We start from the raw sequence: 25,488 nt of genomic DNA, 5'->3' as shown, positions 1-25,488 counted from the left end.
TTGCGAGACATGCAGATGGAGACACCGGATAGTGTGCGGATGGATAGTGTGCGGATGGAGACTGCGCCCTCTCATCACCCCAAATCTCAGGCGACGTTGACCGATGTGCGCCCCAACCCTGCCCTTGTGCGCTATCTCAAGATTTTGGCCGACCGCCTCCTCCAGTTGAACGCCGAGCTCAAGCAATCGCGTCAGGAGCTCGAAACCCTTGAGCGTGACCTGATTAGTCGCCTCGCTGACGTCGATGACGAGCGTCGCCGTGGCGAGACGCGTGTGCAGCGTCTCCTGAGATCCCAGCGCGATGAGTTAGATGCCAGTCTACAAGGCCAGCGCATCTTTATAGCCATGCTCCTGTTTCTAATCAGCCTGCTCGTGGGCAGCGGTCTGGCCTTTGTCCTCTTGAGACTTCAGGATTCTCACCAGTCGCTCGAGGCCCAGATCACTGACCTCAGAAAGGCCATCACCCAGATCAACCTCAATGCCTCGGTAACAAACGACCCCAAAACCCGCGACCAGATCGAACGGCTTTCCCAAGCTCTTACTCAGATCTCAAACGGCCTTGAACGGCGAGGCGATTTTACCCCTGACCTCAACCTCGATCTCACGCCAGCAACCCGACCTGCCCTGTTGTCAGACGCAACACCGCCTCCCCCTGCCACCCTAGCCCCCAGCCAACCGCTCGCTACGGGGACGGCAATGGCTGAGGACAGCGTAGCCTTGGTTGCCGATGCCTCCCCACCCCTTGGCCCAGCAGCGACTGAACCGGGCAGTCCCCTGCCGCCCCCAGAGGATCAGATTGAGCACATGGCAGCGCACGATGCCGAGGTCGCGCCCAATAGCCTCGACGAGACGCCAACGGCGGCCTCAACCTCAGCTCAGACTGAGGCAGCAGACCGATCGGGACGGGCGGATAGGCAGATGCCTGGGGATGTCTCATCCGCTCCAGGAGAAAGTGCTCAGGGTGGGCAGATCCAACCGCCCGGCGACGAGACAGTACCAACTTCGCCCCCCCTGCCGGATCAATCTGCACCGTCCGGCACCGCCTCACCAGGGGCGCTGCCTGCCAAATCTCCCTTACGCCTGGCGCGCCGGATCGAGATCGGCAATCGGACATTCTGTCTCCAATTGATTGGCTTTAGTACTCTGCAAGCCCTCGAACGCTTTGTCGCCGACAATCCCTTCCCGATGGTCTATTACTATCGGGAAGAGACCTATCAGGGGCGTCCCTGGTTTGTCTTGATCCATAGCCTGCATGAGACCCGTGAATCAGCCGAATCCGCGGTGGCAAGCTTGCCCCCGCCGCTCGCCCGACTCAACCTCTGGGTACGCCGGCTCAAACCTGAGACCGAGTTGATCGAGGTTCAGCGGCTCGCCCCTTGAACGGTTGATGCGGATTTCAACCTGACTTCTCTCGAGGAAGGGTAGGCGTGGAGAGGGACGCATTGGGCTTGCCCTTTCCTTTTCGGCTACAGCTACAGCTACAGCGAGTATATGCAATGGCCGATCCATCGAAGAACAGCGTTCATTTCGATACCGATCTGAGAGAACGACTCGATCGCCTCTATTCAAGCGCAGGGACATCAAGCCTGGACCGCGCGCGGATGGCCATGCCCTTGACGCGGCGCAGCCAAAGTGCTAAGGCCCTGCAAGAGGCGCTCGCCGAGCTGCGCAATCGCCGCGAACAGGCCCAAGGCACCATGCGTCTCCAGGAAGAGATCGACTATCTGCGCGACCAGATCGCGCTACTGCGCTCACTAGGCAACGAGATCGACCGCCTGCGCCGACAGTTTACCATCAAGCGATAAGGAGATGGTCTGGGATGCAAAAACCCAGGAAGACCTATGGGCCGCTGGACCCGAATAGACACATCGATAGAGGGCTTGGTGTTGACAGGCTGGATATGAAGAAAGAATATATTTTCACACTAGCTCAGTCGAATGAGCCGCCATGAACCAGACCCGGGTCTACCCTCTACCCTTATTGCTCCTGTTCATTTCATTCGCGGTCCAAGCCCATTTTCAGGAGCTGATCCCCTCTAAGGACATCGTCTCCGACCCCAATGACACCGAGATCACCCTGGACCTGACCTTCACACATCCGATGGAGCGCGGCCCCGCCATGCCGATGGGTGAACCGGTGCAATTTGGTGTCTTGGGTCCGCAGGGGCGCGAGGACCTGCGTCCCTCACTCATCCAGCGCTTGCAGGACAACCAGCCAGCCTATCGCGCAAGCTACCGACTGAAAGCGCCCGGCGATTACATCTTTTATCTTGAGCCTGCCCCCTATTGGGAGGCGGGCGAGGGCCGGATGATCGTGCATTATACCAAGGTGGTGGTCGATGGCTTTGGCGGGGGTGAGTCCTGGGACGCCCCGGTCGAGTCTACGGTCGAGATCATCCCCTTGACCCGGCCCTATGGTCTGTGGACAGGTAATCTCTTCCGCGGTCTCGTCAAATACAAGGGCCAGCCCGTCCCCTTTGCCACGGTCGAGGTCGAGTGGCGTAACGACGGCTCGCTCAAACCGCCCGCCGACGCCTTCATCACCCAGGTCATTAAGACCGATGCCCAAGGGGTCTTCGCCTATGCTATGCCACGTGCTGGCTGGTGGGGGTTTGCGGCCTTGGTCGAAGGTGAGCAGCCGATGAAAGGCCCAGAGGGCCAAAAGGTGCCGGTGGAGCTTGGCGGACTCATCTGGGTCCATACCCGAGACATGCAATAATACCTGGGAAGCAAAGCAAAAGGTGGCTCATATCCCGGATGGCGTGCTTGGCGCGCCGGTCTTGATCGCAGGTGCTCTGGCGAGCGCAGGCTTGACCGCGGTCGCCTTGCGCCGCCTGCAGGATGAGCATCTGCCAGCAGCGGCTGTCTTGACCTCGACCTTTTTTGTAGCCTCGCTGATCCATCTTCCCCTAGGTCCGACCAGTATCCATCCGCTGCTCAATGGGCTGATGGGCCTCATCCTCGGTTGGACAGCGGTACCGGCCATCCTGGTCGCCTTGGCATTACAGGCCGTCTTTTTCGGTTTCGGTGGTCTCTGGAGCCTTGGGGTCAATACCCTGAATATGGCCGTACCTGCATTGCTATGCGGCTGGCTGCTTGCGCCGAGGCTCAAGGGGGCGGGTGCGACGCGCGCATCCTTCATCGGTTTTCTCGCCAGTTGCTGCGCGGTGCTGCTAACCGGTCTCTTGGTGGCCTTGAGCCTGGCAGCGAGCGGTGAGCTGTTCCAACCGGCAGCCCGATTGATCTTCCTGACCTATGCCCCACTCGCCCTGATCGAAGGGATCGTTACTGCAAGCATCCTCGGCCTTGTGCAGCAGGTCGCCCCTGAACTCTTGGTCCACCCTAGGGAACATCCAGATGCGTAAGTTCTGGGTGCTCGCCTGTCTGTTGCTCCTGATCAGCGCCCCTGCCTTGGCACATCGAATCAAGGTCTTTGCCCAGATCGAGGGCGACTGGATCAAGGGGCGGGTCTATTTTGTAGGCGGTGCGCTGGCTTCAGGCGCGCGCATCGAGCTGCGGGATGCCGAAGGCCGGTTGCTGGCAGAGCTTGCGCCCGATGCTGAGGGGCGTTTTGGCTATCGGATCGAGACAGCTGGTACCTATCAGGTCATCGCCACGACCGCTGACGGCCATCGCGCCGAGCAGTCACTCAATGCCGCCCCACTGCGCACCTTCTCCAGCCCGTTGGCAGAAGGCGATTCAGGCCAGACAAGCACGGCCCCGCCTACAAGCGAGATGTCCGGATTGCCTTTGCCTTCCCCTGCCCCGTCTATTCGGCTAACAGGACTCGATCCTGGACTCATCGCCCTGATCGACCAAACCCTCGCCCGTCAGACCCAGCCGCTTGCCGAGCAGCTCAATGCACTGGATGAGCGCATCCGTCTCCAAGACCTCCTAGGGGGAATCGGGTATATCTTGGGGCTGACCGGCCTTGCCCTCTGGTGGCGTTGCCGCCGTCCTTGACCCGTGCCTCCCTTCAACCCCTTATGGCCAGCGGCTGGCTTGCCCGCCGCGACCCGCGCCTGCGACTCATCGCTGCCCTAGTGTTTGCCCTGGCGACGATGGGGCTGCGCTCATTGTGGGGGGCAGCCCTAGCGCTCGTCCTGGCCCTAGGCCTGGCCCTGGGTGCGGGGGTGCACATGCAAGAGCTGATGCGGCGTCTCCTGGTCGCAGAGGGGTTGGTGGCTGTCTTGATCCTGACCCTACCCTTCAGCACCTATGGCCCCTGTGCGCTGACCTTCGATGGTCTGTGCCTGAGCCAAATGGGCCTTAGGGTCGCCCTGTTGCTGTTTCTCAAGATCCATGCCGCGCTGATCGCGCTCGCCGCTCTGGTCGGTACCCTCGAGCCTGCTGCGCTCGCCCAAGCGCTCGGCGGGCTCGCTGTCCCGCAGAGGCTCGGCCTGCTGCTCTTCTTGAGTATCCGCCAGATCCATCTGACCCAGACTGAGTTGATGCGCCTGAAGCAGGCGATGCGCGCGCGCGCCTTTGTCCCACGGGCCGATCTCCATACCTGGCGCACCTATGGCTGGCTGATCGGGATGCTCTTGCTTAGGAGCCACCGCCGCGCCCAGCGTCTGCTTGCGGCTATGCGCTGTCGCGGGTTTCGCGAGCGGTTTCATCGTCTGGCGACCCTGAGATGGACAGGACAGGACACACTAGCGGCCTGCGCACTCGCACCCCTACCCCTCGCCCTGTGCTGGCTGGACAGACACCTGCCATGAATACACCTTTGATCGAACTGCAAGGCATCAGCTTTGGCTATCCCGAACGTCCAGTCTTGCGGAGGCTGGATCTTGTCCTCGGCGCAGGCGAGCGGTTGGCGCTCGTCGGGGACAATGGCGCCGGCAAGAGCACCCTGCTGCATCTGATCGTAGGCCTCAAGCGTCCCAGCGCCGGTCGGGTGATCGCCTTCGGGCGCGAGCGCAGGGTCGAGGCGGATTTCTATGAGGTACGGGCAAAGGTTGGGCTATTGTTTCAGGACTCAGACGATCAGCTCTTTTGTCCGACCGTCTTGGAGGACGTGGCCTTCGGCCCTTTGAATCTCGGATACCCCCCCGCGGAGGCCAGACGCATCGCGCTCAAGACCTTAGAGCAATTGAGCCTTACAGGCTTTGCCGACCGGATCGCTGATCGGCTCTCGGCGGGCGAGAAACGCCTGGTGGCCTTGGCGTCGGTCCTTGCGATGCGCCCTGAGGTCCTGCTGCTTGATGAACCGACCAATGGGCTGGATCGGGTGGCAGTCGAACGCCTGATCGCACACCTTTCCGCTCTCTCTCAGGCCATGATCTTAGTCTCACACGACTGGCGCTTTTTGGGACAGTTGGTCCGGCGCGCCCTCTGCCTGAAAGATGGGCGGCTAAGCGCGGCCCTAATCCATGCCCATGCCCATGACCATCACCACAGCCATCCCCATCTCCATAGACTGGATGAACTTGGCTCGACCCATACTGACCAACCGTTCCGTTAGACTGCTCTCAAGAAAGTGCGCAAACCTGCATACAATTCTCTTCCTGTCCTGAATACTGATCGTATTCGTCTCTGAAGGTGTGACTTTCCCGACTACGGCAGAGACCCTCTCTGCCGCAGCGCCGCCGTTACCGGACGGACTCACCACGGGTAGGGCAGTTGCGGTTGCCAGCCGTTTGAGGTTGAGCACGGCATTATTGACTTACGCCCGCCCTGCTTGTCCTTGAGCTCTTGGGCCCCTTCGCGCCCATAGCCTTTGCAGATGTCGAACACCCCTGCGCCCAACAATCCCCTCTGCGCGCCTATCGCTTCATACCTCCAGCTACGCCGCCGCAAACTCACCACCTGACGCCGCCGCTCTTCGCGCGCCGCAAACGACAGCAATCTCATGTCTCGTCTTTCCATGCCCACGACATCAGGACAGCTCACTCAATTTCAATTGTGTGCTCTTTGTGTGCTCTCTTTTATTGATCGGCCAGTCGTGCCTGGCCGCGTTCAAAACCTCAAAAATAATCGGGTTTGCGTTGCCGACCAAATTTGGATTATAGAGTCTCGCTCCAGACCCCCTCTCTTGGATGCACCGGAGTCCAATATGCATGGCACGCCCCCCTGTCTTCTACGCGCTTGGTCGAATCATGCGCCCGAACTGAAACGTTATCTCGATCACCGTCTAGGTGATAGCGATGAGGCGGCGGACCTGCTCCAGGACGCTTTCATCAAGGCCCATCCTGCAGCGCCAGATCATGGAGCGCGTCGAGGCCGGCATGCCGCTGGAAAGCGCGGTGAATGACGTCGCCGCATGGCACCGCCAGACGGTTGCCGTTACAGACCCTGTCGTCAATTGAGCGAATCGGCATCCGTGACGCGGATGCCGTGTTTTTTCATCTTCTCCCAGAGATTCTTGCGACTGATGCCGAGCTGCGCCGCGGTCTCTGCGATGCGTTCGCTATTGGCGGCGAGCACAATTAGGATGTGGCGGCGCTCGGCCTCGGCGACATGTGCAGCGAGGGTGGCTGCCGTCTTGCCAGCGCCGATTTCCGACCCTGCCTTTGCCCTGCCCGCAATTCTTTTGGACACGCAATTGGGGTAAATAGACGTGTGTGAAGAAGGAGCGGGAAATGCTGAATGAGAGTGAGGGTGGTGGGGTTGCGCTGGGTGCGCTGGAAGGGGCGCGTAGCGCGGCGGGCGAGGTCAAGCGCTGGTCGTCGGGGCGGAAGAAACAAGTCGTGCTGCGCCTGCTGTGGGGCGAATTGGTGGATGCCCTGTTGCGTGAGCTGGCGGTGCCGATATACCGGCTGGAGGAGTGGCGCGACCGGGCGCTGGCGGGGATCGATGCAGGGCTCAAGGAAGGCGAGAACGATCCGGTTGAGAAACAACGCGATGATGCCAACTGGCGCATTGGCGAGTTGGTGATGCAAGTCGAGATCCTGCGCAAGGAAAGGCAGGCGAAGCGTCCTTGGGTCGGCAGGAGTCGGCACTACCGCCGCCTACGCCGGCAAGGGGCTCAAGCTGCGCATGGATCATGGCACGCAATACACCGCCGACGACTTCCTGAAACAGATCGCGTTCTGGGGTATCGACCAGAGCCTCGCCTTTGTTGCTGAGCCCCAGACCAATGGCGTGTTGAAGCCCGGCAGGCTTATGCCCTCCAGAAGGCCGCATGAGCTGCAAATCGCCGCATGAGCTGCAAATCAGTGTCCAATCAACTGCGGGCGGTATACAAATCACAATGAATCCGAAGCAGGCGATGTCTGTTGACTGAAAAATATTTATTTGCGCTTTTAAATATGCGCTTAATCAAATATGATTTGGCGGCATCAGCCACAGTCGTCCGGTTACGCCGATTCGCCCCATGCTCGCCCCCCAAGCCTTCTTCGAAGCCCTCGCCGATCCCATTCGCCGCCGCATCCTGGCCATGCTGCTGGAGGCCGATGAGCTGTGCGTTTGTGATCTGCACAGCACGCTCGATGCGCCACAACCGAAGGTCTCGCGTCATCTGGCGGTGCTGCGCGGGGCGCATCTGGTCCTGGCGCGACGCGACGGCACCTGGATGCGCTATCGCCTCCATCCGCAACTGCCGGCCTGGGCGTTGCGCATCCTGATGCACATGCGCGATGGGATGAGGAGTGAGCCGATCGTGCCCGCGCCATCCGTCTCGCGCCATCCGTCTGTGAAAGCTGTGAGTCCTGATCACCGACCAAGACCCAGCGCCGTTCAATCCCATCGCCTCCAGTCAGCTTGCGAGAACTCAGTCATGAACACGGCCCTCAAAACCGTCCTGGTCCTCTGCACCGGCAATTCCTGCCGCTCGCAGATGGCTGAAGTCCTGCTCAACCATGATCTGGCTGGCCAAGTGCGCGCCCTGTCGGCCGGCACCCGGCCTCAGCCCAAGGTGGCCGATGGCGCCATCACGGCGCTGCAAGCCCTTGGCCTGCCGACCGAGGGCCTGCATCCCAAGGACATCGACGCGGTGCTCAATGAACCCATCGATCTGGTGGTGACAGTCTGCGACAACGCCAAGGAAAGCTGTCCGGTCTTCCCGCGTCCGGTCAAGCAGATCCATCTGCCCTTCCATGACCCGCACGGCGAGCCGCTGGAGTCTTTTATCCAGGTGCGCGACGACATTCGCGCACGCCTGATCCCAGCCGTCCGTGAAGCCCTGGGGGTCTGAGTCATGAGCGTGCAATGTGAAGTCACCGCCAAACAGGCCGTCGGTGCGTCCATGAGCGTTTTCGAGCGCTGGCTGAGTCTGTGGGTCGCGCTCTGCATCGTCGTCGGGATCGGGCTGGGCCAGTTCCTGCCCGCGCCCTTCCAGTTCCTAGGCGAACTGGAGGTGGCTCAGGTCAATCTGCCCGTGGGCGTGCTGATCTGGGTGATGATCATTCCGATGCTGATCAAGATCGATTTCAGCGCCCTGCATCAGGTCCGCGATCACTGGAAGGGCATCGGCGTGACCCTGTTCGTCAACTGGGCGGTCAAGCCGTTCTCGATGGCGCTGCTGGCGTGGCTGTTCATCCGTGGCCTCTTCGCCGACTGGCTGCCGGCCGAGCAGCTCGATTCCTATGTCGCCGGGCTGATCCTGCTGGCCGCCGCGCCCTGCACCGCCATGGTCTTCGTCTGGAGCCGACTGACCGGGGGCGATCCCTATTTCACGCTCACGCAGGTGGCGCTCAACGACACCATCATGATCTTTGCGTTCGCGCCGATCGTGGGGCTGCTGCTGGGGCTGTCGGCGATCGTCGTGCCCTGGGACACGCTACTGATCTCAGTGCTGCTCTATATCATCATTCCGGTCATCATCGCTCAGATCTTGCGCAAGATCCTGCTGGCCCAGGGACAGGCGCGCTTCGATGCCGTGCTCGACACCCTGGGTCATGCTTCCATCGTCGCGCTGCTGCTGACACTGGTGCTGCTGTTTGCTTTCCAGGGCGAGCAGATCCTCAGACAGCCGCTGATCATCGCGCTGCTGGCGGTGCCGATCCTGATCCAGGTGTTCTTCAACTCGGCGCTGGCCTACTGGCTCAATCGTCTGGTCGGCGAGAAGCACAGTGTCGCCTGTCCCTCGGCGCTGATCGGCGCCTCGAACTTCTTCGAGCTGGCGGTGGCGACAGCGATCGCGCTGTTCGGCTTCCAGTCCGGCGCGGCGCTCGCCACCGTGGTCGGGGTGCTGATCGAGGTGCCGGTGATGCTCTTGGTGGTGCGGGTGGTCAATGCCAGCCGGGGCTGGTACGAGGCGGGTATTCACATCGATCAGAGATACACGGAGGAACACAGATGAAAACACTCGAAATTTTTGACCCGGCCATGTGCTGCTCGACCGGCATCTGTGGCGTCGACGTTGATCCGGCCCGGGTGCAGTGTCAGGCCGATCTGCTATAGCTGGCCGGATAGAGGGTGAAGGTCGACCGTCACAACCTGTCACAGAATCCACAGGCGTTCACGGCCAATCCGACGGTGATCGCGGCGATGGAGGCCGGTATGGAATGCCTGCCGCTGACCCTGATCAATGGCCACATCGTTGCCCGCAGCGCCTATCTGTCGCGCGCCGAGCTGGCTGAACAGCTCGGTCTGACCCCGCCGACCGCCAATCTCTTCCGGGTCCAGGTCAGCGGCGAAGGCTGTTGCAAACCCGGCAGCGGGTGCTGCTGATGGCGCTTCCAGAAACCCGCACCCGCCATCTCTTCTTCACGGGCAAGGGTGGCGTGGGCAAGACCTCGCTCGCCTGCGCCACCGGACTGGCGCTGGCCGACGCCGGGCGGCGCGTGTTGCTGGTGAGCACCGATCCGGCATCCAATCTGGATGACGTGCTCGGGGTCGCGCTCGGCCAGACGCAGACCGCCATCCCCGGCGCGCCGGGGCTGTTCGCCCTCAACATCAACCACGAGGCAGCGGCGCGTGAGTATCGCGAGCGTATGGTCGCGCCCTATCGGGGACTCCTGCCGGCAGCGGCCATCGCCAGCATGGGGGAGCAGTTCTCGGGTGCCTGCACGGTGGAGATCGCCGCCTTCGACGAGTTCTCCAAGCTGCTCGGCGCACCGGAGGCGACCGCCGACTTTGATCATGTCCTCTTCGACACCGCCCCCACCGGTCATACGCTACGGCTGCTGACCCTGCCCTCGGCCTGGAGCGAGTTCATCGGTTCGGCGACCGGCGGCGCCTCCTGTCTGGGACCGCTCGCCGGTCTGGAGCAACAGAAGGCGCTCTATGCCGCGACCCTGGCGCGCCTCTCCGACCCCAGCGAAACCAGTTTGGTGCTGGTCAGCCGTCCCGAGGCCGCCGCCCTGCGCGAGGCCGAGCGCACCCGTGGCGAGTTGGAGGCGCTGGGCGTGCGCAATCTGCATCTGGCGCTCAACGGCGTGCTCGATGCCGGAGACTCGGACGACCCCATCGCTCAGGCGATGGCGCAACGCGGCGCGGCGGCTCTGGCTGAAATGTCGGACAGTCTCGCCCGGCTCCCGCAGACCACCACACCGCTGCTGCCGATCGCCACCCTGGGACTGGCGGCCTTGCGCCGTCTGGCCGATCCGGAGGCGGCCGGCCCGATGCCGGTCATGGCCGAATCCGACGGCGCGTGCCCGGAACGGCTCGCCGGACTGCTCGATACGCTGGCCGCGCAGGGCTGGTGTCGGCAAGACCACCCTGGCGGCGGCCCTGGCACTCGGACTGGCCCGGCGCGGTCATCCGGTGCATCTCTCGACCACCGACCCGGCCGCGCATGTGGCCGAGGCCATCGGCTCGGGCGTGCCGAACCTGACCGTCAGCCGTATCGACCCAGAAGCTGAGGTCGCTGCCTACCGGGCCGAGGTGCTGGAGACGGCCGGCGCCGGACTCGACGCCAACGGCCGCGCCCTGCTGGAGGAGGATCTGCGCTCGCCCTGCACCGAGGAGATCTCAGTGTTTCGCGCCTTCGCCCGCGCCGTCGACGGCGGCCGGGACGGCTTCGTCGTGCTCGACACCGCGCCCACCGGGCACACCCTGCTGCTGCTCGACACCGCCGAGGCCTATCACCGTGAGGTCAGCCGCACCCAGGGCGATGGAGCCGCCATTGGGCGTGGAGGGGTTGAGTCGGCTGCTGGAGTAAGACGACGGCACGGGCGCCGGGCCGATCCGAGCCAGCGCCTCGCCCTCGGCGTTGAACGCTTCGAGCAGATTGGCCACCTCCTAATACCCTGTCCACAGGGCCTCCTACAGTGCCTAGGCGCGGTAGGCGCGTATCAAGACCTCCACCTGCAGGCGATGCAGGCGCGCCGCCGCATCGTTCGCGCACTGAGCCAGGTCAGTGCAGACCAACGGCGGAATCTCGGTCGCGCCCCTCAGAAAATCACTCAGTAGACACTGCATCAAAGCTTCATTGCCCTGGCAGCTGGAACAGGCGCTCAGACCACACTGTCAGCGTCGTTCAGGAAGCGTGTCGGAACTCCAAGTCGTCGCCACGCCCTCGTGATGTGACAACTTTTCGGACCAGGTTCGTCCCAGTGGATGGATTCGGCACCAGGCGCCCCTATCATCCCTCTGCGCGTATGATGTAACTGGATTCAGCACGTGACGCCTTCGCTTCGAGTACTTGCAGTGTGTCGACCGGTTTTGGGTTTTTACTCTGCCCCATGTTGGGGGCCGCACCCTAGGTGGCCCGGACTGGCGGAGTATGTGGTCGGTCGACCCAACGGCCGGAGGAGGCCGCCACTACCCAAGATTTCAGGCGACTACAAAATCGTTCAGCCCCAAAAATGCAAAACGGCTAGCTGATTTCTCAGCTAGCCGCTTGATTTTATTGGTCGGGGCGAGAGGATTTGAACCTCCGACCACCTGAACCCCATTCAGGTGCGCTACCAGGCTGCGCTACGCCCCGATAAGGCCGAATATGGTACCTAGACAGCATCGAGACGTCAACGCTGGAGGATCTTGAGGATCTCTTCGAGTTCACGACAGAGTCTCTGGATGAACTGACGAGTCTGATCCGTATCCACTCTAACGGGGTCGTTTGCGCCCCTATCGTCCTCCAGCCTGTGCCGCGCACCGCTGATCGTAAAGCCTTGTTCATAGAGCAACTCACGGATGCGGCGCACCAGCAAGACATCATGACGCTGATAATAGCGGCGGTTGCCGCGGCGTTTGACCGGTTTTAGCTGCGGGAACTCTTGCTCCCAATAGCGCAGGACATGCGGCTTGACGGCGCACAGCGTGCTCACCTCACCGATGGTGAAATACCGCTTGGTGGGGATGGGCGGCAGGTCGCCTTCACTCAACTCAACCAGACTGTCGCTTGGTTCCCGCATAGCCATCGACCTTCGACTTGAGTTTCTGACCGGGGTGGAAGGTGACGACGCGTCGGGCAGTGATCGGGATCCCCTCCCCTGTCTTGGGGTTACGACCAGGGCGCTCTTTCTTTTCGCGCAGATCGAAATTGCCGAAGCCAGACAGCTTGACCTGGTCCCCGCGCTCAAGTGCAGCACGGATCTCCTCAAAAAAGCGCTCGACGATCTCCTTAGCCTCGCGTTTATTGAAACCCAGCTCGTTGAACAAATACTCAGCGATATCGGCTTTAGTCAAGGCCATCTCCGCTAATCCCTCAAACGTGCGCCCAATTCCGCATCCAGACGCTCCAGGACGGTGGCGAGCGTTGCATCGACTTGTTCATCGGTGAGGGTCTGATCGTTCGATTGCAGGACTAGGCCTAGGGCCAAACTCTTGGTAGCGGGTGGGATATTAGGACCGGTATAGACATCAAACAGGATCAGCTCGCGCAATAATCCTGCAGCAGCAGATCGAATACAGCCTTCGACCGCTTCATAACTGATACCCTGCTCGACCAGGATTGCCAGGTCGCGGCGGATTGCTGGGTAGCGCGAGATCTGGCGATAACGCGGCAAGATACCCGAGGTCAGGGGATGCAGATCGAGCTCAAAGACGAAGACATCGCCAGGTAGATCGAGCCGGTCTGCCAGGGCTGGATGCAGCATCCCGATCCAACCGACTGGTTGGCCCAAGCGTTCGATCCGTGCACACTGTCCCGGATGCAAGGCTGGATGCTTGTCCGGTATGAAACGGAATGTATCGAGCGAGCCGGTTGGTGTGAGCAGGGCCTCGACATCTGACTTGAGATCAAAAAAGTCTAGGCGGAGCTTGCTCTGTCCCCATTGCTCGGGCACACAGGGCCCCATCGCAAGTGCGCCGATCCCTGGGGTCTGACTCAATCCATCGGCAGTGAGGCGAAAACGCAGGCCGATCTCGAAGATGCGGATGCGCTCCATCTGCCGGGCGCGATTATAGGCCGCGGTCTGCAAGAGACCCACCCAGAGGCTGGTGCGCATGACCGAAAGCTCGGCGCTGATCGGATTGGCAAGGGCAAGCGTCTCGACTCCGGGCGCGATGAGCGCCTGCATCTGGGGACTTACAAAGCTGTAGGTGATGACTTCTTGAAAACCGCGCTCGACCAGACAGCAGCGGGCGCGGTTAAGATCGAAAGCGGACTCGGAGGGAAGCTGGGGGGCAAACGCCAGGCCGAGTTGGGTGACCGGGATGCGGTCATAACCATGGATGCGCCCGAGGTCAGCGATCAGATCGACATCATGGAGTAGATCGAAGCGGGCGCTGGGCGGGGTGACGCGCCAACCCTGTTCTATACGCTCGATGTCCATCCCCAGCCGACCGAGCACCTCTTCCACCGTTTCAGGTGGGATATACAGACCCAATACCTGCTCGATGCGCTCGGGGCGCAGCTCAAGGCTTGCGCGGCGCGGCAGATGGTCAGGACTGGTCGATTCATCGAGGGGCCCGGGTTCGCCACCGGCGATCTCTAAGATCAACTGGGTGGCGCGTTCGATCGCGCGGATCTGCAATTCGGGATCGACACCGCGCTCAAAACGGTGCGAGGAATCGGTATGCAGGCCATAGCGCCGTGCCCGCCCGCTGATCGCCTGGGGCGTGAAAAAGGCGCTTTCCAGCAAGATGTCGCGAGTCTCTAGCCCTACGGCGCTATCGGCACCGCCCATGATTCCGGCAAGGGCAACCGGGTGCTGGTGATCGGCGATGACCAGGGTATCGGGATAAAGATCGATCTGCTCGCCATTGAGCAGGCGCAACATCTCGCCTGGTTCGGCCAGACGCACCCGGATGCCGCCGTCGAGCCTATGTAGATCAAAGCCATGCAACGGCTGGCCGAGTTCGAGCATGACGTAGTTGGTGACATCGACCACCGGGCTGATGGCGCGCAGACCCGAGCGCCGCAGACGCTCGCGCAGCCACAACGGGGTGGTCGCGTGGGGATCGATGCCGCGGATGACGCGGCAGACATAACGCGGGCAGGCGGTGGGAGCTAGCAGTTCGACTGCAACGCGCCCCTCATGGACAGGCGACACGGGCTCGATGGCCACCGGATTTAAAGACACGCGATTGATGGCCGCGACCTCGCGCGCAAGACCCGCGATGCTCAGACAATCGCCGCGATCCGGGGTCAAATCTAGGGTGATACAGGGGTCATCAAGTTGCAACCAGGCGCGCAGATCTTCACCGATGGGCGCGTCATCCGGCAGATGCCAAATGCCGTCCGCCGATTCGGCAAGACCCAATTCACTGGTCGAACAGATCATGCCGAATGACTCGATCCCGCGCAGCTTGGCGCGTTTGATCCTGAGATCACCCGGCAAACAGGCCCCGGCGATCGCCACTGGCACCCTCATCCCCGCGGCAACATTGGCGGCACCACAGATGATCTGGAGGGGCTCGCCTTGGCCGAGATCGACCGTACAAACCTTGAGCTTGCTGGCATCTGGATGCGGCTTGACCTCGATCACCTGACCGATCCTGACCCCCTCGAAATGGGGCGCAGCGGGCGCGACCGCATCGACCTCCAGCCCTGCCATGCTGAGCTGATCGATCAAGGCGCGGCTTTCTACCGGCGGATTCACCCACTCGCGCAGCCAGGCTTCACTGAATCGCATGTGTTATCCCCCATCCCGAGCGTTGCCCGCCACAGGCCGTCATCAATGAACTGTTCAACGGAATTGGCGCAAGAAGCGCAGGTCGTTGTCGAAATTGAGCCGCAGGTCATCAATGCCATAGCGCAACATGGCCAGACGTTCGACGCCCATGCCGAAGGCATAGGCGAGATGGCTGTTGGGGTCGAGGCCGACCGCGCGAAAGACCTCCGGATAGACCATGCCGCAGCCCAAGACCTCGAGCCAGCCCGTCTGTTTGCAGACCCGGCAACCGCTGCCGTCGCACATCACGCATTGGATATCGACCTCCGCTGAGGGTTCAGTGAAGGGGAAATAAGATGGGCGAAAGCGCAGTTGCAGATCACGCTCGAAAAACTGGGTCAGAAAATCGTAAAGCACACCCTTTAAATCCGCGAAGCTGACCCGGTCCGCGACTACCAAACCCTCGACCTGATGAAACATGGGGGTATGGGTAAGATCCGAGTCACAGCGATAGACGCGTCCCGGCGCAATCACCTTGAGCGGCGGCGGTTGCTGTTCGAGGACACGGATCTGCACTGGCGAGGTATGAGTCCGCAGCAGGCGGGTGGCATCGAAATAGAAGGTATCGTGCATCGCCCGCGCCGGGTGATGCTCGGGGATGTTGAGTGCCTCGAAATTGTGATAGACGTCCTCGACCTCAGGTCCCTCGACCACGCTAAATCCAGCCTGGATGAAGAGACGCTCGATGCGCATGAGCACGCGGGTGATGGGATGCAGGCCACCCGGCGCTTGGCCGCGCCCAGGCAGGGTCACATCGATGCGCTCGGCGGCTAGCCGTTTAGCCAGACGCTCTCGCTCAAGGGCGGTCTTGCGCTCTTCGATGGCCTGTTGAATGGTCTCCTTGGCTTGATTGATCGTCTGGCCTGCTGCAGGGCGCTCACCGGGGGGCAAGGTACCGAGCTGTTTGAGGACGCCAGTCAGCTCACCATGCTTACCCAAATAGCGCACACGCACTTGATCGAGCGCTGCCAGATCTTCTGTCTGGGCGATGGCAGCCAAAGCCGCCGACTGGATTTTTTGAACCCCAAGCGGACTCTGTTCGGACATGATCTACTCCGCGTGATAAATGCCCGGACCAGGCGCTAGATCAAACAGCACCTGGCCCGCAGGCCCTGTTACTGGCCAAGGAAAACGGCAAACAAGCCAATCCTCGCGAGACACATCAGAGCGCGATCAGACCCCTGAATAAGACCCTCCTGGGAAAGCACCGCGCCGAAGGCAGAGCTGTGCTCGCGATCAGGAATGACCAGAGCTTTAGACTTGAGCCAGGGCGGATTTGGCTTGTGCAGCTAGGGCCGCGAAGGCAGTGCTATCGTAATAGGCAAGGTGGGCAAGTACCTTGCGGTCGATGACAGCACCAGCCTTTTTGAGCCCATCGATCATGCGGCTGTATGATAAACCATGCTCGCGTGCCGCCGCGTTGATACGCACGATCCATAACGCACGGAACTCGCGCTTTTTCTGACGCCGGTCGCGATAGGCATATTGACCGGCCTTAATGACGGCCTGCTTGGCGACGCGAAAGACTTTACGCCTGGCGCCGTAATACCCCTTGGCCTGTTTTAGGATCTTTTTATGCCGCGCATGGGCGGTGACGCCGCGTTTGACTCTGGGCATCTTCGAATTCTCCTGTCGGTAGGATCAGCAATAAGGAATCATCCGTCGCGCCGCGCGCAGATCCGAAGGATGGATCATATGGGGAGCGCGTAATTGACGCTTCCGCTTGCTTGATTTCTTCGTCAGGATATGACGGCGATGCGAGGCATTGCGCTTGATCGCACCAGAGGCGGTCAAACGAAAACGCTTTGCCGCCCCCCGGTTGGTCTTTAGCTTGGGCATGGGATGCTTTACTCCGCGATTGATATGGACTCATTCAGACGGCTCGGGGTCCCTGACAGACCGATCGGCTAAATAAGATCGGGCGCCGTCCGGCGCCCGATGTCATTTGCTTCGATTGCTGTCTGAGAATACGCCTGATCGCCGCTATTTCTTTTTGGGGCTCAAGACCATCACCATCTGTCGGCCTTCCATCAGCGGCTGCTGCTCAACGACGCTGATCTCGGCGAGATCCATCTCGATCCGCTTGAGCAATTCCAACCCTAGATCGCGATGGGCATGCTCGCGTCCCCGGAAGCGCATCGTGACCTTGGCCTTGTCCCCATCGTTGAGGAAACGGGTCAGGTTGCGTAGCTTGACCTGATAGTCTCCTTCGTCCGTCCCTGGGCGAAACTTGATCTCCTTGACCTGAACCTGCTTTTGCCGCTTTTTGGCCTCACTTTTTTTCTTTTTCTGATCGAACAGAAAACGGCCAAAATCCATCAGACGGCACACCGGTGGATCGGAGTTGGGTGCGATCTCAACGAGATCAAGCCCTTCTTCTTCGGCCATCGCCAGCGCCTCACGCGTGCTGACAACTCCGATCTGATTGCCCTCCGCGCCGATCAAACGCACCTCTGGCGCGGTGATCTCCCGGTTGACCCGGTTTTTCTTGGGTGGTACAGCGATTGCGGGTTCCTCCAAGAAGCAAACGATAAAGTGCGGTCTATTTCCGTTTAAGCGCTTAGGCTGCGCGCTCGGGATGCCTGGCGAAGCTGTTCGCCAAAGGCATCCAGGCTCAGGGTGCCGAGGTCCTGACCCTGGCGATCCCTGACCGCGACCCCATGCGATTCGACCTCACGATCCCCGACCACAAGCAGATAGGGGACCCGTTGCAGGGTATGCTCGCGGATTTTAAAGCCGATCTTTTCGTTTCTCAAGTCGGCCTCGACGCGAAACCCCTTATCGCGCAAGGTGTTAGTGACATTCAGGGCATAATCTGCCTGGCGATCGGTGATATTGAGCACGACTGCTTGCACAGGTGCCAGCCATACTGGAAAGGCACCCGCATAGTGTTCGATCAAGATCCCAATAAAGCGCTCCATCGAGCCCAGAATGGCGCGGTGGATCATCACCGGCGTGCGGCGGGTATTATCCTCGGCGACATAGGAGGCCCCTAAACGCTCAGGCATGGCGAAATCGACCTGGATGGTTCCGCATTGCCAGGCGCGCCCGATGCTATCGCGCAGGGTGAACTCGATTTTGGGTCCATAGAAGGCGCCTTCCCCAGGCTGGATGCGATAGTCCAGTCCCTTGTCGCTCAGGGCCTGGGCGAGCGCCGCCTCCGCCTTATCCCACAGCGCATCGGACCCGACCCGCTGCTCGGGACGCAGCGAAAGCGCAAGCTCGATCTGGTCGAAACCAAAGTCACGATAGGTCCGAAAGACCATCTCGATTAGGGTGCCGACCTCGGTCTGGAGCTGGTCCTCGGTACAAAAGACATGGGCATCGTCCTGGGTGAAGCGACGGGCGCGCATGAGCCCATGCAGGGTCCCAGAGGGCTCATTGCGATGGACCACGCCAAATTCAGCGATGCGCAACGGCAGATCGCGGTAGCTCCTGACCCCTTGGTTGAAGATCTGGATGTGTCCCGGGCAGTTCATCGGCTTGACCGCAAAGTCGCGCTCATCGAGCCGGGTCGTGAACATGGCTGCGGCGAACTTGTCCCAATGACCCGAGCGCTCCCAAAGCGACCGGTCCAGCACCTGCGGGGTCTCGACCTCAAGATAGCCGTATTCGGCAAGTCGCTCGCGCATGTAGGACTCGATCAGCCGATAGACCAATCGCCCCTTGGGGTGCCAAAAGGCCATCCCCGGGGCCTCGTCCTGAAAATGAAAGAGATCGAGCTGTCTGCCGAGCTTACGATGATCGCGCCGTTCGGCTTCGGCGAGACGGTGCAGATACTCATCGAGCTCCTGCTTGTTGCGCCATGCGGTGCCATAGATGCGTTGGAGCATCGGGTTGCGTGGATCGCCTCGCCAATAGGCCCCGGCGACCTTGAGAAGCTTAAAGCCGTGCCCCAAGCGCCCAGTGCTCGGGAGATGCGGACCGCGGCAGACATCGAACCAGTCACCCTGACGATAGATCGAGACCTTCTCGCCCTCGGGGATCAACTCATCGATGATCTCGACCTTATAGTGCTCGCCGATCTCGGCAAACAGCCGTTTGGCCGCCTCGCGCTCCATGACCTCGCGCACGATGGGCAGATCCTGCTTGACGATCTCGTGCATGCGCGCCTCGATGTGCTCGAGATCCTCGGGGCTGAAGGGTTCAGGACGCGCGAAGTCATAATAGAAACCGTTTTCGATCGCTGGCCCAATGGTCACCTGGGTCCCTGGATAGAGCTCCTGCACTGCCTGGGCCATGACATGGGCGGCGTCATGACGCAGGAGTTCAAGCGCGGTCTCCTCATCCTTAAAGGTGAGGAGGGCAAGCTCGGCATCCTGCTCGATGACATAAGAGAGATCAACGAGACGACCGTTGACGCGCCCGGCAAGGGCGGCCTTGGCCAACCCAGGTCCGATGGCAGCGGCGACCTCCTGGACCGTCACCGGCTGGGCAAAAGACCGCTGCGAGCCATCGGGAAGTGTGATCAGAGGCATCTTGAGTCTGGCGGTTGCTGATGGCTTTGAAGATCTGGTCAGCTCTAAGAAGGCGGCTCGGCCAATAAAAAAAGCCATCAGCCTATTGCGGAACAACTCTCAGCCGCGGCGTGCTGAAAGCGGGGCGCTTAGAGGCTGACAGCCGGGGTTTGGTAGGCGCGATTGGACTTGAACCAACGACCCCCACCATGTCAAGGTGGTGCTCTAACCAACTGAGCTACGCGCCTTTCGGTTTAGAGTATGTAATTTTATATGCCTCTTGGGAGTGATGCAAGATCCCGTATGCATCATACCGCGCAGGTGCGGTGACCTCATGACGGGCAGCATCCTGTGGAGGATGCGCCATGCTGGTCCGACTGCCCAAGGGCGCCCGCACCACGCCATCAATCCGGGCGAAGATTGCCGCCAGCGACGAGCCAATTGACATCTTGGCCGAGCACACTTTCCCGCAGACCAACGGCATGGTGGAGCGCGTCATCCTTTGCCCCAGGCTGCCCTCAACAGTCGAACGCCCCTGCCGACCATGCGGGACTCGTCTCAGCAGCGCCCCGAGCTGTTTCATAAAGCCTACCTACATCACCCAGGACGTGATAGAACAGATAAAAGACCACATCGGCCTCGTCCACCGCAAGCTGCATGCCAGAGATATAGACGCAGCAAGACGTGCCGAGCAGGGCCGAGGCGACATTCAAGGCGATGGTGATAAGCACCCACCATCGCAAAGACCTTGCCGGCCAGTTACTCTAAATTTAGTGGACTGCTGCGCCTCCCAGTTCAAGAAGCCCAGGGGCTGGACAAAGAGCTAAGGTGCGATGGGCATGAGCACTGCCCTTCAAGCCTGAGCGGTCCTGTCACGACTGAGGGCCGCGAGCAGGACTTGGTGTTCGAGTTCATCGAGGGCCTGGGTCAGGAGAGGACCCTCGGGCGCGGCAAGCAGGCGCTGTCCCTCTTCCCCCTGCAAGAAGCCGACCCAGGCGCGGGCGATAGGGTGCCCCTTGACCGCGGCATGGGTGAGCCACATCAGACCCAGGTCGAGATCGCGATCGATCCCTTGGCCGGTGAGATAACAGCGCCCCAGCCAACACATTGCCTCCGGATAGTATTGCTTGGCCGAACGCTCAAGCCAACAGACAGCTTCTTGCGGACGCTGGGCTGAGAACAATAGGAGCGCCAGATCGCATTCGGCTTGGGGTTCGCCGCGGTCTGCGGCGAGGATGAGGTTTGTATGCTCGCCACTGAATGGGGGCTCTGCCAGCCTCAAGACGTCAGCAAGCACCACCTGGGTTCGCTCGCCCGGCTCACCGCCCAGGGCCCGCAGTCGCCCAGCGCGGATATGCCGCCACAGAGTGCGTTTAGTCAGCCCAGTAATAGCCGTGGCTGTCTGTAAGCTGATCCGATTCACGCTGTTTGCACTGTTGCGCTAACATGGGGCCAATGGCCAGGATCGGGAGGACCGAGGCGCAGCAGCCACCCGCTACATGGCCGCAGCACACAGCGGCAATCGGTTTTCCTTGCCGTGCGGATCCAAACGATCAATCCTCAATCCTGTTTAATTAAACCCATGAAGCTCAATCTACCTGTTACCCAGAAAGAACGCGACTATCGCGATTCTTGGGTCATCGTTTCAACGACCGATACCAAGGGGATCATCACCTATTGCAATAAGGCATTCGTCGATGTTAGCGGATTCACGGAACAAGAGCTTGTAGGTACTAACCATAATATCATCCGCCACCCAGACATGCCTCCGGCAGCATTCAAGGATCTCTGGGATACGATCAAGAAGGGTAAACCCTGGCGCGGAATCGTCAAAAATCGCTGCAAAAACGGCGATCATTATTGGGTGGATGCCTATGTGACACCAGTCTATGAAGGTGAGACCCTGCTAGGGTATCAGTCGGTACGGGTCAAACCGACCCGTGCCCAAATCGCCGCCGCCGAGCAGCTCTATGCTCAGATCCGCGCGCGCAATCTGCAAGAGCTGCCAAGGCGCTTGAACCTGGAGTTCAGCCACAGGTTCTGGCTGAGCGCGGCCTTTGCCCTGGTGGGGATCGCAGCAATCCTGGCTGGCTGGCTAGGTAGCATCTGGGTTGGGATCGGCGCCCTGATCCTCGCCCTGATCCTCGCCCAGATCAGTGCGCACAAGATCTTTGAGAACATCTACGAGGCGGTACGGATAGCGAAAAAGATCGCTGGCGGGGATCTCAGTTCGCCGATCCATGTCAAGGGCAACAATGAAACCGCCGAGGTCTTACAGGCGATCAAGATGCTCCAGGCGCGTCTGGCAACCGTGATGGGGCATATCCAGGAGGCGGCAAGCGGTGTTGCCGGCGCTGCAACCCAGCTCGTGCAGGCTAGCAATGCCTCCCATAACCTGATGGAGCAGCAGCATCAGGAAACCGACATGGTGGCAACCGCTATGAACGAGATGTCGGCGACAGTCGCGGAGGTCGCTAATAATACCACGGCTGCCGCCGACGCTGCGCATCAGGCCAGCCATCAGGCGCGCGAAGGTCGGATGGTGGTGCGCCATAGCGTAAACGGTATCCGCGCCTTGGCCGATGGTGTCGGCGAAGCGGCCCGGACCATCCAGCAGCTCGAACATGAATCGGTCAATATCGGCAAGATCCTGGATGTCATCCGCGGGATCGCGGGTCAGACCAACCTGTTGGCGCTCAACGCCGCCATCGAGGCAGCGCGCGCCGGTGAGCAAGGACGGGGGTTTGCAGTCGTCGCTGATGAGGTGCGGGCGCTTGCCCAACGTACCCAGGAATCGACCCAAGAGATTCAGGAGATGATCGGGCGGCTACAGCAGGGTGCGCGCAGTGCCGCAGCCATGATGCAACAGGGTCACGATCAGGCCGAGCAAAGCGTAGCGCTTGCCAATGAGACCGATCAATCGCTCGACGCTATCACCCAATCGGTTGAGCATATCAATAATATGAACGATCAGATCGCCACTGCGGCTGAGGAACAGCGTGCGGTGGTCGAGGAGATAAATCGCAACATCGAGAGCATCCGCATGCTTTCCAATCAGACCCTCAAGAGCACCGACGAAGTAGTCAGTGCCACTAGCAACCTCGAGGACCTGTCGGGCAAACTCATGAGCGTCGTCTACCAATACAAGGTCTAGGCAACCTTGAGCAGACGCCGTATCTCCCAGCCGGCCAAAGCACCGAAGACGGCAAGGCAGGCCGTGCCGATGCCGAGCGCCGGCCAGCCCTCACTGACCAGCCAACGGCTCAGGAGATAAAGCCCTATACCCAGCCCGATATAGCCCAAGACCCGTTTAAGGTTATAGGGTACAGGGTAATAACGTCGCCCAAGGAGATAAGACAGGATCACCATCGACGCATAGCAGACCAGATGCGCCCAGGCCGCACCCCAATAGCCATATTGCGGCACCCACCACAATAGGGCACCGATGGTGATCCAGGCACCGATCAGAGAGACACCCGCCCCCATTAGGGTGCGGTCAGTGAGTTTGTACCAGATGGAGAGATTGACATAGATCCCGAGCAGGAGATTGGCAAATAGCAGCACCGGCACCACATCTAATCCCGACCGATAGTCTGCACCGACGAAATACTGAAAGAGATCTAAATATAGGGTCACCAGCAAAAATAAAAATACACTGGCAATGACAAACCCATTCAGGATCAGCGCATAGATCGCACGCGCATCCTGTTGTTTGGCATAGTTGAAGAAAAATGGCTCGCCAGCATAGCGGAATGCCTGAATAAATAATGACATCAGGATCGATAGCTTATAACAAGCACTATAAATCCCAAGCTGCGCCATATTGGTCGCGTCGTCATAGGGTAAAAGATATTTAAGCGCCGCACGATCGAGTGTCTCATTGATGATCCCAGCCAAACCGATGATCACCATCGGCAGCGAATAACCGATCAATCGTCTCAACAGCAACAGATCAAAGCCCCCTAGTCCGTCTACCAATTGGGGCGAGAGAAGTAAAAGCTTCAATAGACTAGCGGCGAGATTGGCGATAAAGACATAACCGATACCAACCCCCGGGTCCCAGAGGCTACCGAGCACTGAACCAGGATCAGCAAGGTGGGCAGCTCGGGCAATCCCAATAAACAGGATGGTCAATGCGATATTGGCGCCGATCTCGATCAGTTTGATCGCGGCAAAGCGGATCGCCCGCTCCTCGGCGCGTAGACGGGCAAATCCCAGGGCGCCGATGGCATCAAATAGTAAGATCCCTGCGAACCAGAGGATATACTCGGGATGTTCAGGATGACGCAATAAGACAGCGAGTGGCTCTTGCCAAAATACAAAGGCCAAAAACCCCAGGCCATTGACGAGGATGAGACAGGTGAGCACCGTGCCATACACAATTGTGGGCGGCCATTCTCCACCAGCACGAAAGCGGAAATAGCCGGTTTCAAGCCCTAGGGTCGAGATAACGGCCAAAAAGGATAGGTAGGCATAAAACTCAGCTACCACCCCATATTCGGCAGGGTCGAAGCTATAGGTGAGCAGCGGGACGAGTAGATAATTCAAAAACCGCCCAAGGATACTGCTCACCCCATAGAGGGCGGTTTGTGAGGCGAGTCGTCTGAGCGGGCTCAAGGCCGGGTGAGATCCACAGTGGCCCAGACCTCATTCCCTGACCCGCGATACTCAAGGCTAGCAAAGGCCAGATGGCGGGCCATGGCGATCCCCCGCCCGTGGCTGTCGAAGGCGCGCGCCGGATCGAGATCGAGATAACGTTGCCAATCAAACCCCTTGCCTTGATCGCGGATGACAAAGCGCAGATGGTCAGGCTGGCGTTCGACCTCGATCAAGGCATAGCGTCCCGCTTGGGCGGGGTGATCGAGCCGGCGTCTGATCTCATCCTCCCAGATGCCTTCATCGAGCAGCCTGCCCTTTTCGGCATAATCGATCCCGAGATTGCCGTGTTCTACGGCATTGAGCATGAGCTCGGATAGACCTAGGGCGACGAAGTCGGGCTGGGGGCACATCCGTCCCAGACTGGCGGATAGGATGTGGACCTCATCCAGGGTGCGGAAACGAAAACGTGCCTGATCGATCAGATCAAAAATGGTTTGGAGCTGGGCGCCGATCTGGATCAGTGCTCTGCGGGTACGGCGATCATCGAGTGCAGCGCTGACAATCCGATGCAATGCCTTAGCCGAATAGGGTTTGGCTAGGTAATACCAGGCACCTGCGGCCAGTCCCTCGGCGATCTGCTCAGGGCTGTCGGCAGCGCTCTGCATAATGACCGGCAGGTCGCGCAGGCTGGGGTGAGCCTTGAGGCGCTTGAGGAGCTCGATCCCATCCATACGCGGCATCAGACGGTCGAGGATGATGCCATCGTAGAACTGTGGATGGGACTCGAGCATGGTCCAGGCCTGCAAGCCATCCTCGGCGAAGGCCAGTTCGTATTCATCACCCAGGCACTGGGCAATGATCTCCAGATTGATCAGTTCATCATCAACAACCAATAAACGTGCCATTGGCTGACGGTCGCCTTCTTCAGATCGTCCTTGGCGCGGGAGGGCGCCTGCGCGGTGATGGTGGCCTTGAGCATCTCGTTGGGGTTCAGTGCTGGGCTGTAGGGGGGGAGGGAGGAGGCCTCGATTTGATTGGCGCATGCAGCCAGCCACGCCTTGACCGACTTGGTGTGATGCACGCGCAGGTTGTCGAGGATGAGGAAGATCTTCTTGCCCCTGGCGTCCTTGACGAGCCGCTTCATGAAGTCGATCAGGATGTCGGCATTCATCGCCCCCGCGAACGCCTTCCAAGGCACCTTGCCGCGGTTGGTCAGCGTCGAGATCACCGACAGGCCTTCGCGACGGTGCGTGACGCGAATCTCGGACGTCTTGCCCACCTGCGGGCTTTGCTCATAGGCGCGCCGAATCGGTTTCTGGGGCGTCAATCCCCAGCGCGCCATGTACTTGCCCTCCCCCTGCGGCCTGAGCTCGATGCCAAAACAGCCGAGGATCAACTGCCGCACCGCCTGCCGGCTCCACAGCGCAAACGGCAGCTTCAGCTCATCCGGTGTCCCGTCGCACATGAGCTTGCGTATCTGGGCGTCCT

General features: G+C 60.4%; 28 protein-coding genes, 2 tRNA genes and 2 pseudogenes. 15 read left to right on the top strand and 17 right to left on the bottom strand.

Annotation, left to right across the window (positions count from 1 at the left end):
• The first annotated feature begins 15 nt into the window (after nt 1–15).
• The 7 genes from GWK36_RS06230 (at nt 16) to GWK36_RS06200 (ending at nt 5,466) form a co-directional block, all read left to right on the top strand.
• Nucleotides 16–1,380, top strand: coding sequence for an SPOR domain-containing protein (locus GWK36_RS06230; protein WP_166270408.1), 1,365 nt, complete (start codon nt 16–18; stop codon nt 1,378–1,380).
• Between the two features lie 116 nt (nt 1,381–1,496).
• A complete protein-coding gene (locus GWK36_RS06225) occupies nt 1,497–1,805 on the top strand; it encodes a hypothetical protein (protein WP_166270407.1) in 309 nt (102 codons plus the stop codon).
• Nucleotides 1,806–1,947: 142 nt separating this feature from the next.
• Nucleotides 1,948–2,718 (top strand): DUF4198 domain-containing protein, encoded by a 771-nt coding sequence (locus tag GWK36_RS06220; RefSeq protein WP_166270406.1) that lies wholly within the window; start codon nt 1,948–1,950, stop codon nt 2,716–2,718.
• A gap of 22 nt (nt 2,719–2,740) precedes the next feature.
• Nucleotides 2,741–3,364: a cobalt transporter CbiM gene (gene cbiM / locus GWK36_RS06215; RefSeq protein WP_166270405.1), complete on the top strand. Its 624-nt coding sequence runs from the start codon at nt 2,741–2,743 to the stop codon at nt 3,362–3,364.
• A complete protein-coding gene (locus tag GWK36_RS06210) occupies nt 3,357–3,962 on the top strand; it encodes a carboxypeptidase-like regulatory domain-containing protein (RefSeq protein WP_166270404.1) in 606 nt (201 codons plus the stop codon). The genes cbiM and GWK36_RS06210 overlap by 8 nt, the downstream gene beginning before the upstream one ends.
• 23 nt (nt 3,963–3,985) lie before the next feature.
• The gene (locus tag GWK36_RS06205) at nt 3,986–4,720 is read left to right on the top strand and encodes an energy-coupling factor transporter transmembrane component T family protein (protein WP_166270403.1); all 735 of its coding nucleotides are present in this window, start codon (nt 3,986–3,988) and stop codon (nt 4,718–4,720) included.
• Nucleotides 4,717–5,466 carry an energy-coupling factor ABC transporter ATP-binding protein gene (locus GWK36_RS06200; protein WP_166270402.1) on the top strand — a complete coding sequence of 250 codons (750 nt, stop codon included), beginning with the start codon at nt 4,717–4,719 and terminating at the stop codon, nt 5,464–5,466. Before GWK36_RS06205 ends, GWK36_RS06200 begins: the two co-directional genes overlap by 4 nt.
• A 140-nt stretch (nt 5,467–5,606) precedes the next feature.
• Here GWK36_RS06200 and GWK36_RS06195 read toward each other — a convergent pair whose 3' ends face one another.
• Nucleotides 5,607–5,855: a hypothetical protein gene (locus tag GWK36_RS06195; RefSeq protein WP_166270401.1), complete on the bottom strand. Its 249-nt coding sequence runs from the start codon at nt 5,853–5,855 to the stop codon at nt 5,607–5,609.
• On the opposite strand from GWK36_RS06195, the gene GWK36_RS16030 reads away from it, so the two are divergent.
• On the top strand, nt 5,854–6,255 hold the full coding sequence (locus tag GWK36_RS16030) for a sigma factor (RefSeq protein ID WP_425482781.1): 402 nt from the start codon (nt 5,854–5,856) through the stop codon (nt 6,253–6,255). The genes GWK36_RS06195 and GWK36_RS16030 overlap by 2 nt on opposite strands.
• Before the next feature lie 47 nt (nt 6,256–6,302).
• Here GWK36_RS16030 and GWK36_RS06185 read toward each other — a convergent pair whose 3' ends face one another.
• Nucleotides 6,303–6,542 (bottom strand): helix-turn-helix domain-containing protein, encoded by a 240-nt coding sequence (locus tag GWK36_RS06185; protein ID WP_246237733.1) that lies wholly within the window; start codon nt 6,540–6,542, stop codon nt 6,303–6,305.
• A gap of 41 nt (nt 6,543–6,583) precedes the next feature.
• On the opposite strand from GWK36_RS06185, the gene GWK36_RS06180 reads away from it, so the two are divergent.
• The 6 genes and pseudogenes from GWK36_RS06180 (at nt 6,584) to GWK36_RS15330 (ending at nt 11,297) form a co-directional block, all read left to right on the top strand.
• Nucleotides 6,584–7,069, top strand: coding sequence for a hypothetical protein (locus GWK36_RS06180; RefSeq protein WP_210756874.1), 486 nt, complete (start codon nt 6,584–6,586; stop codon nt 7,067–7,069).
• Nucleotides 7,070–7,317: 248 nt separating this feature from the next.
• A complete protein-coding gene (locus GWK36_RS06175) occupies nt 7,318–8,136 on the top strand; it encodes a metalloregulator ArsR/SmtB family transcription factor (RefSeq protein WP_166269897.1) in 819 nt (272 codons plus the stop codon).
• 3 nt (nt 8,137–8,139) lie between these two features.
• Nucleotides 8,140–9,243, top strand: a complete 1,104-nt coding sequence (arsB, locus tag GWK36_RS06170; RefSeq protein ID WP_166269896.1) for an ACR3 family arsenite efflux transporter — start codon at nt 8,140–8,142, stop codon at nt 9,241–9,243.
• Nucleotides 9,240–9,614: pseudogene (gene arsD, locus GWK36_RS06165) on the top strand (arsenite efflux transporter metallochaperone ArsD). The gene arsB and the pseudogene arsD overlap by 4 nt, the downstream one beginning before the upstream one ends.
• A complete protein-coding gene (locus GWK36_RS15335; RefSeq protein ID WP_246237731.1) occupies nt 9,587–10,747 on the top strand; it encodes a TRC40/GET3/ArsA family transport-energizing ATPase in 1,161 nt (386 codons plus the stop codon). The pseudogene arsD and the gene GWK36_RS15335 overlap by 28 nt, the downstream one beginning before the upstream one ends.
• Nucleotides 10,629–11,297 (top strand): ArsA-related P-loop ATPase, encoded by a 669-nt coding sequence (locus GWK36_RS15330; RefSeq protein ID WP_246237805.1) that lies wholly within the window; start codon nt 10,629–10,631, stop codon nt 11,295–11,297. The genes GWK36_RS15335 and GWK36_RS15330 overlap by 119 nt, the downstream gene beginning before the upstream one ends.
• 440 nt (nt 11,298–11,737) lie before the next feature.
• On the opposite strand, the gene GWK36_RS06155 is transcribed toward GWK36_RS15330, so the two are convergent.
• From GWK36_RS06155 to GWK36_RS06100, 12 genes are all read right to left on the bottom strand, one after another.
• A tRNA-Pro gene (locus GWK36_RS06155) sits at nt 11,738–11,814 on the bottom strand.
• A gap of 37 nt (nt 11,815–11,851) precedes the next feature.
• Nucleotides 11,852–12,241 carry a MerR family transcriptional regulator gene (locus GWK36_RS06150; RefSeq protein ID WP_166270399.1) on the bottom strand — a complete coding sequence of 130 codons (390 nt, stop codon included), beginning with the start codon at nt 12,239–12,241 and terminating at the stop codon, nt 11,852–11,854.
• Nucleotides 12,213–12,521: an integration host factor subunit alpha gene (locus GWK36_RS06145; RefSeq protein ID WP_166270398.1), complete on the bottom strand. Its 309-nt coding sequence runs from the start codon at nt 12,519–12,521 to the stop codon at nt 12,213–12,215. Before GWK36_RS06145 ends, GWK36_RS06150 begins: the two co-directional genes overlap by 29 nt.
• A 5-nt stretch (nt 12,522–12,526) precedes the next feature.
• Nucleotides 12,527–14,905 (bottom strand): phenylalanine--tRNA ligase subunit beta, encoded by a 2,379-nt coding sequence (pheT, locus tag GWK36_RS06140; protein ID WP_166270397.1) that lies wholly within the window; start codon nt 14,903–14,905, stop codon nt 12,527–12,529.
• Nucleotides 14,906–14,959: 54 nt separating this feature from the next.
• Nucleotides 14,960–15,991 (bottom strand): phenylalanine--tRNA ligase subunit alpha, encoded by a 1,032-nt coding sequence (gene pheS, locus GWK36_RS06135; protein WP_166270396.1) that lies wholly within the window; start codon nt 15,989–15,991, stop codon nt 14,960–14,962.
• A 207-nt stretch (nt 15,992–16,198) separates the two neighbouring features.
• On the bottom strand, nt 16,199–16,561 hold the full coding sequence (gene rplT / locus GWK36_RS06130) for a 50S ribosomal protein L20 (RefSeq protein WP_166270395.1): 363 nt from the start codon (nt 16,559–16,561) through the stop codon (nt 16,199–16,201).
• Nucleotides 16,562–16,585: 24 nt separating this feature from the next.
• Nucleotides 16,586–16,783, bottom strand: coding sequence for a 50S ribosomal protein L35 (gene rpmI, locus GWK36_RS06125; protein WP_166270394.1), 198 nt, complete (start codon nt 16,781–16,783; stop codon nt 16,586–16,588).
• A 144-nt stretch (nt 16,784–16,927) separates the two neighbouring features.
• On the bottom strand, nt 16,928–17,395 hold the full coding sequence (gene infC, locus GWK36_RS06120; RefSeq protein WP_425482792.1) for a translation initiation factor IF-3: 468 nt from the start codon (nt 17,393–17,395) through the stop codon (nt 16,928–16,930).
• A gap of 101 nt (nt 17,396–17,496) precedes the next feature.
• Complete coding sequence (gene thrS, locus GWK36_RS06115; RefSeq protein WP_166270392.1) at nt 17,497–19,422, bottom strand: threonine--tRNA ligase; 1,926 nt, start codon at nt 19,420–19,422, stop codon at nt 17,497–17,499.
• Nucleotides 19,423–19,572: 150 nt separating this feature from the next.
• A tRNA-Val gene (locus GWK36_RS06110) sits at nt 19,573–19,649 on the bottom strand.
• A 270-nt stretch (nt 19,650–19,919) separates the two neighbouring features.
• Nucleotides 19,920–20,132 carry a hypothetical protein gene (locus GWK36_RS06105; RefSeq protein ID WP_166270391.1) on the bottom strand — a complete coding sequence of 71 codons (213 nt, stop codon included), beginning with the start codon at nt 20,130–20,132 and terminating at the stop codon, nt 19,920–19,922.
• 122 nt (nt 20,133–20,254) lie between these two features.
• Entirely contained in the window at nt 20,255–20,824 is a 570-nt protein-coding gene (locus tag GWK36_RS06100) for a tetratricopeptide repeat protein (RefSeq protein ID WP_166270390.1), read from the bottom strand.
• Nucleotides 20,825–20,983: 159 nt separating this feature from the next.
• Here GWK36_RS06100 and GWK36_RS06095 point away from each other — a divergent pair, with 159 nt between their 5' ends.
• Nucleotides 20,984–22,555, top strand: a complete 1,572-nt coding sequence (locus tag GWK36_RS06095; RefSeq protein WP_166270389.1) for a methyl-accepting chemotaxis protein — start codon at nt 20,984–20,986, stop codon at nt 22,553–22,555.
• On the opposite strand, the gene GWK36_RS06090 is transcribed toward GWK36_RS06095, so the two are convergent.
• The 3 genes and pseudogenes from GWK36_RS06090 to GWK36_RS06080 all read right to left on the bottom strand — a co-directional run.
• Nucleotides 22,552–24,018, bottom strand: coding sequence for a polysaccharide biosynthesis C-terminal domain-containing protein (locus tag GWK36_RS06090; protein WP_166270388.1), 1,467 nt, complete (start codon nt 24,016–24,018; stop codon nt 22,552–22,554). The two genes, GWK36_RS06095 and GWK36_RS06090, sit on opposite strands and share 4 nt — an antisense overlap.
• Nucleotides 24,015–24,905 carry an ATP-binding response regulator gene (locus tag GWK36_RS06085; protein ID WP_166270387.1) on the bottom strand — a complete coding sequence of 297 codons (891 nt, stop codon included), beginning with the start codon at nt 24,903–24,905 and terminating at the stop codon, nt 24,015–24,017. The genes GWK36_RS06090 and GWK36_RS06085 overlap by 4 nt, the downstream gene beginning before the upstream one ends.
• Nucleotides 24,906–24,913: 8 nt before the next feature.
• Nucleotides 24,914–25,486 (bottom strand): annotated as a pseudogene (locus GWK36_RS06080) (transposase); the annotation flags it as partial.
• Nucleotides 25,487–25,488 lie beyond the last annotated feature (2 nt).

The sequence above is a fragment of the Caldichromatium japonicum genome, assembly GCF_011290485.1.
GTDB lineage: Bacteria > Pseudomonadota > Gammaproteobacteria > Chromatiales > Chromatiaceae > Thermochromatium > Thermochromatium japonicum.
This window is presented reverse-complemented; position numbering and strand designations above follow the sequence as displayed.

What these genes read in the sequence shown, in the direction of transcription:
- GWK36_RS06230 (WP_166270408.1), top strand. Translation starts at nt 16, where the DNA reads ATGGAGACACCGGATAGTGTGCGGATGGATAGTGTGCGGATGGAGACT.
- GWK36_RS06225 (WP_166270407.1), top strand. Translation starts at nt 1,497, where the DNA reads ATGGCCGATCCATCGAAGAACAGCGTTCATTTCGATACCGATCTGAGA.
- GWK36_RS06220 (WP_166270406.1), top strand. Translation starts at nt 1,948, where the DNA reads ATGAACCAGACCCGGGTCTACCCTCTACCCTTATTGCTCCTGTTCATT.
- GWK36_RS06210 (WP_166270404.1), top strand. Translation starts at nt 3,357, where the DNA reads ATGCGTAAGTTCTGGGTGCTCGCCTGTCTGTTGCTCCTGATCAGCGCC.
- GWK36_RS06205 (WP_166270403.1), top strand. Translation starts at nt 3,986, where the DNA reads ATGGCCAGCGGCTGGCTTGCCCGCCGCGACCCGCGCCTGCGACTCATC.
- GWK36_RS06200 (WP_166270402.1), top strand. Translation starts at nt 4,717, where the DNA reads ATGAATACACCTTTGATCGAACTGCAAGGCATCAGCTTTGGCTATCCC.
- GWK36_RS16030 (WP_425482781.1), top strand. Translation starts at nt 5,854, where the DNA reads ATGTCTCGTCTTTCCATGCCCACGACATCAGGACAGCTCACTCAATTT.
- GWK36_RS06195 (WP_166270401.1), bottom strand. Translation starts at nt 5,855, where the DNA reads ATGAGATTGCTGTCGTTTGCGGCGCGCGAAGAGCGGCGGCGTCAGGTG.
- GWK36_RS06180 (WP_210756874.1), top strand. Translation starts at nt 6,584, where the DNA reads ATGCTGAATGAGAGTGAGGGTGGTGGGGTTGCGCTGGGTGCGCTGGAA.
- GWK36_RS06175 (WP_166269897.1), top strand. Translation starts at nt 7,318, where the DNA reads ATGCTCGCCCCCCAAGCCTTCTTCGAAGCCCTCGCCGATCCCATTCGC.
- arsB (WP_166269896.1), top strand. Translation starts at nt 8,140, where the DNA reads ATGAGCGTGCAATGTGAAGTCACCGCCAAACAGGCCGTCGGTGCGTCC.
- GWK36_RS06150 (WP_166270399.1), bottom strand. Translation starts at nt 12,241, where the DNA reads ATGCGGGAACCAAGCGACAGTCTGGTTGAGTTGAGTGAAGGCGACCTG.
- GWK36_RS06145 (WP_166270398.1), bottom strand. Translation starts at nt 12,521, where the DNA reads ATGGCCTTGACTAAAGCCGATATCGCTGAGTATTTGTTCAACGAGCTG.
- pheT (WP_166270397.1), bottom strand. Translation starts at nt 14,905, where the DNA reads ATGCGATTCAGTGAAGCCTGGCTGCGCGAGTGGGTGAATCCGCCGGTA.
- pheS (WP_166270396.1), bottom strand. Translation starts at nt 15,991, where the DNA reads ATGTCCGAACAGAGTCCGCTTGGGGTTCAAAAAATCCAGTCGGCGGCT.
- rplT (WP_166270395.1), bottom strand. Translation starts at nt 16,561, where the DNA reads ATGCCCAGAGTCAAACGCGGCGTCACCGCCCATGCGCGGCATAAAAAG.
- rpmI (WP_166270394.1), bottom strand. Translation starts at nt 16,783, where the DNA reads ATGCCCAAGCTAAAGACCAACCGGGGGGCGGCAAAGCGTTTTCGTTTG.
- thrS (WP_166270392.1), bottom strand. Translation starts at nt 19,422, where the DNA reads ATGCCTCTGATCACACTTCCCGATGGCTCGCAGCGGTCTTTTGCCCAG.
- GWK36_RS06095 (WP_166270389.1), top strand. Translation starts at nt 20,984, where the DNA reads ATGAAGCTCAATCTACCTGTTACCCAGAAAGAACGCGACTATCGCGAT.
- GWK36_RS06085 (WP_166270387.1), bottom strand. Translation starts at nt 24,905, where the DNA reads ATGGCACGTTTATTGGTTGTTGATGATGAACTGATCAATCTGGAGATC.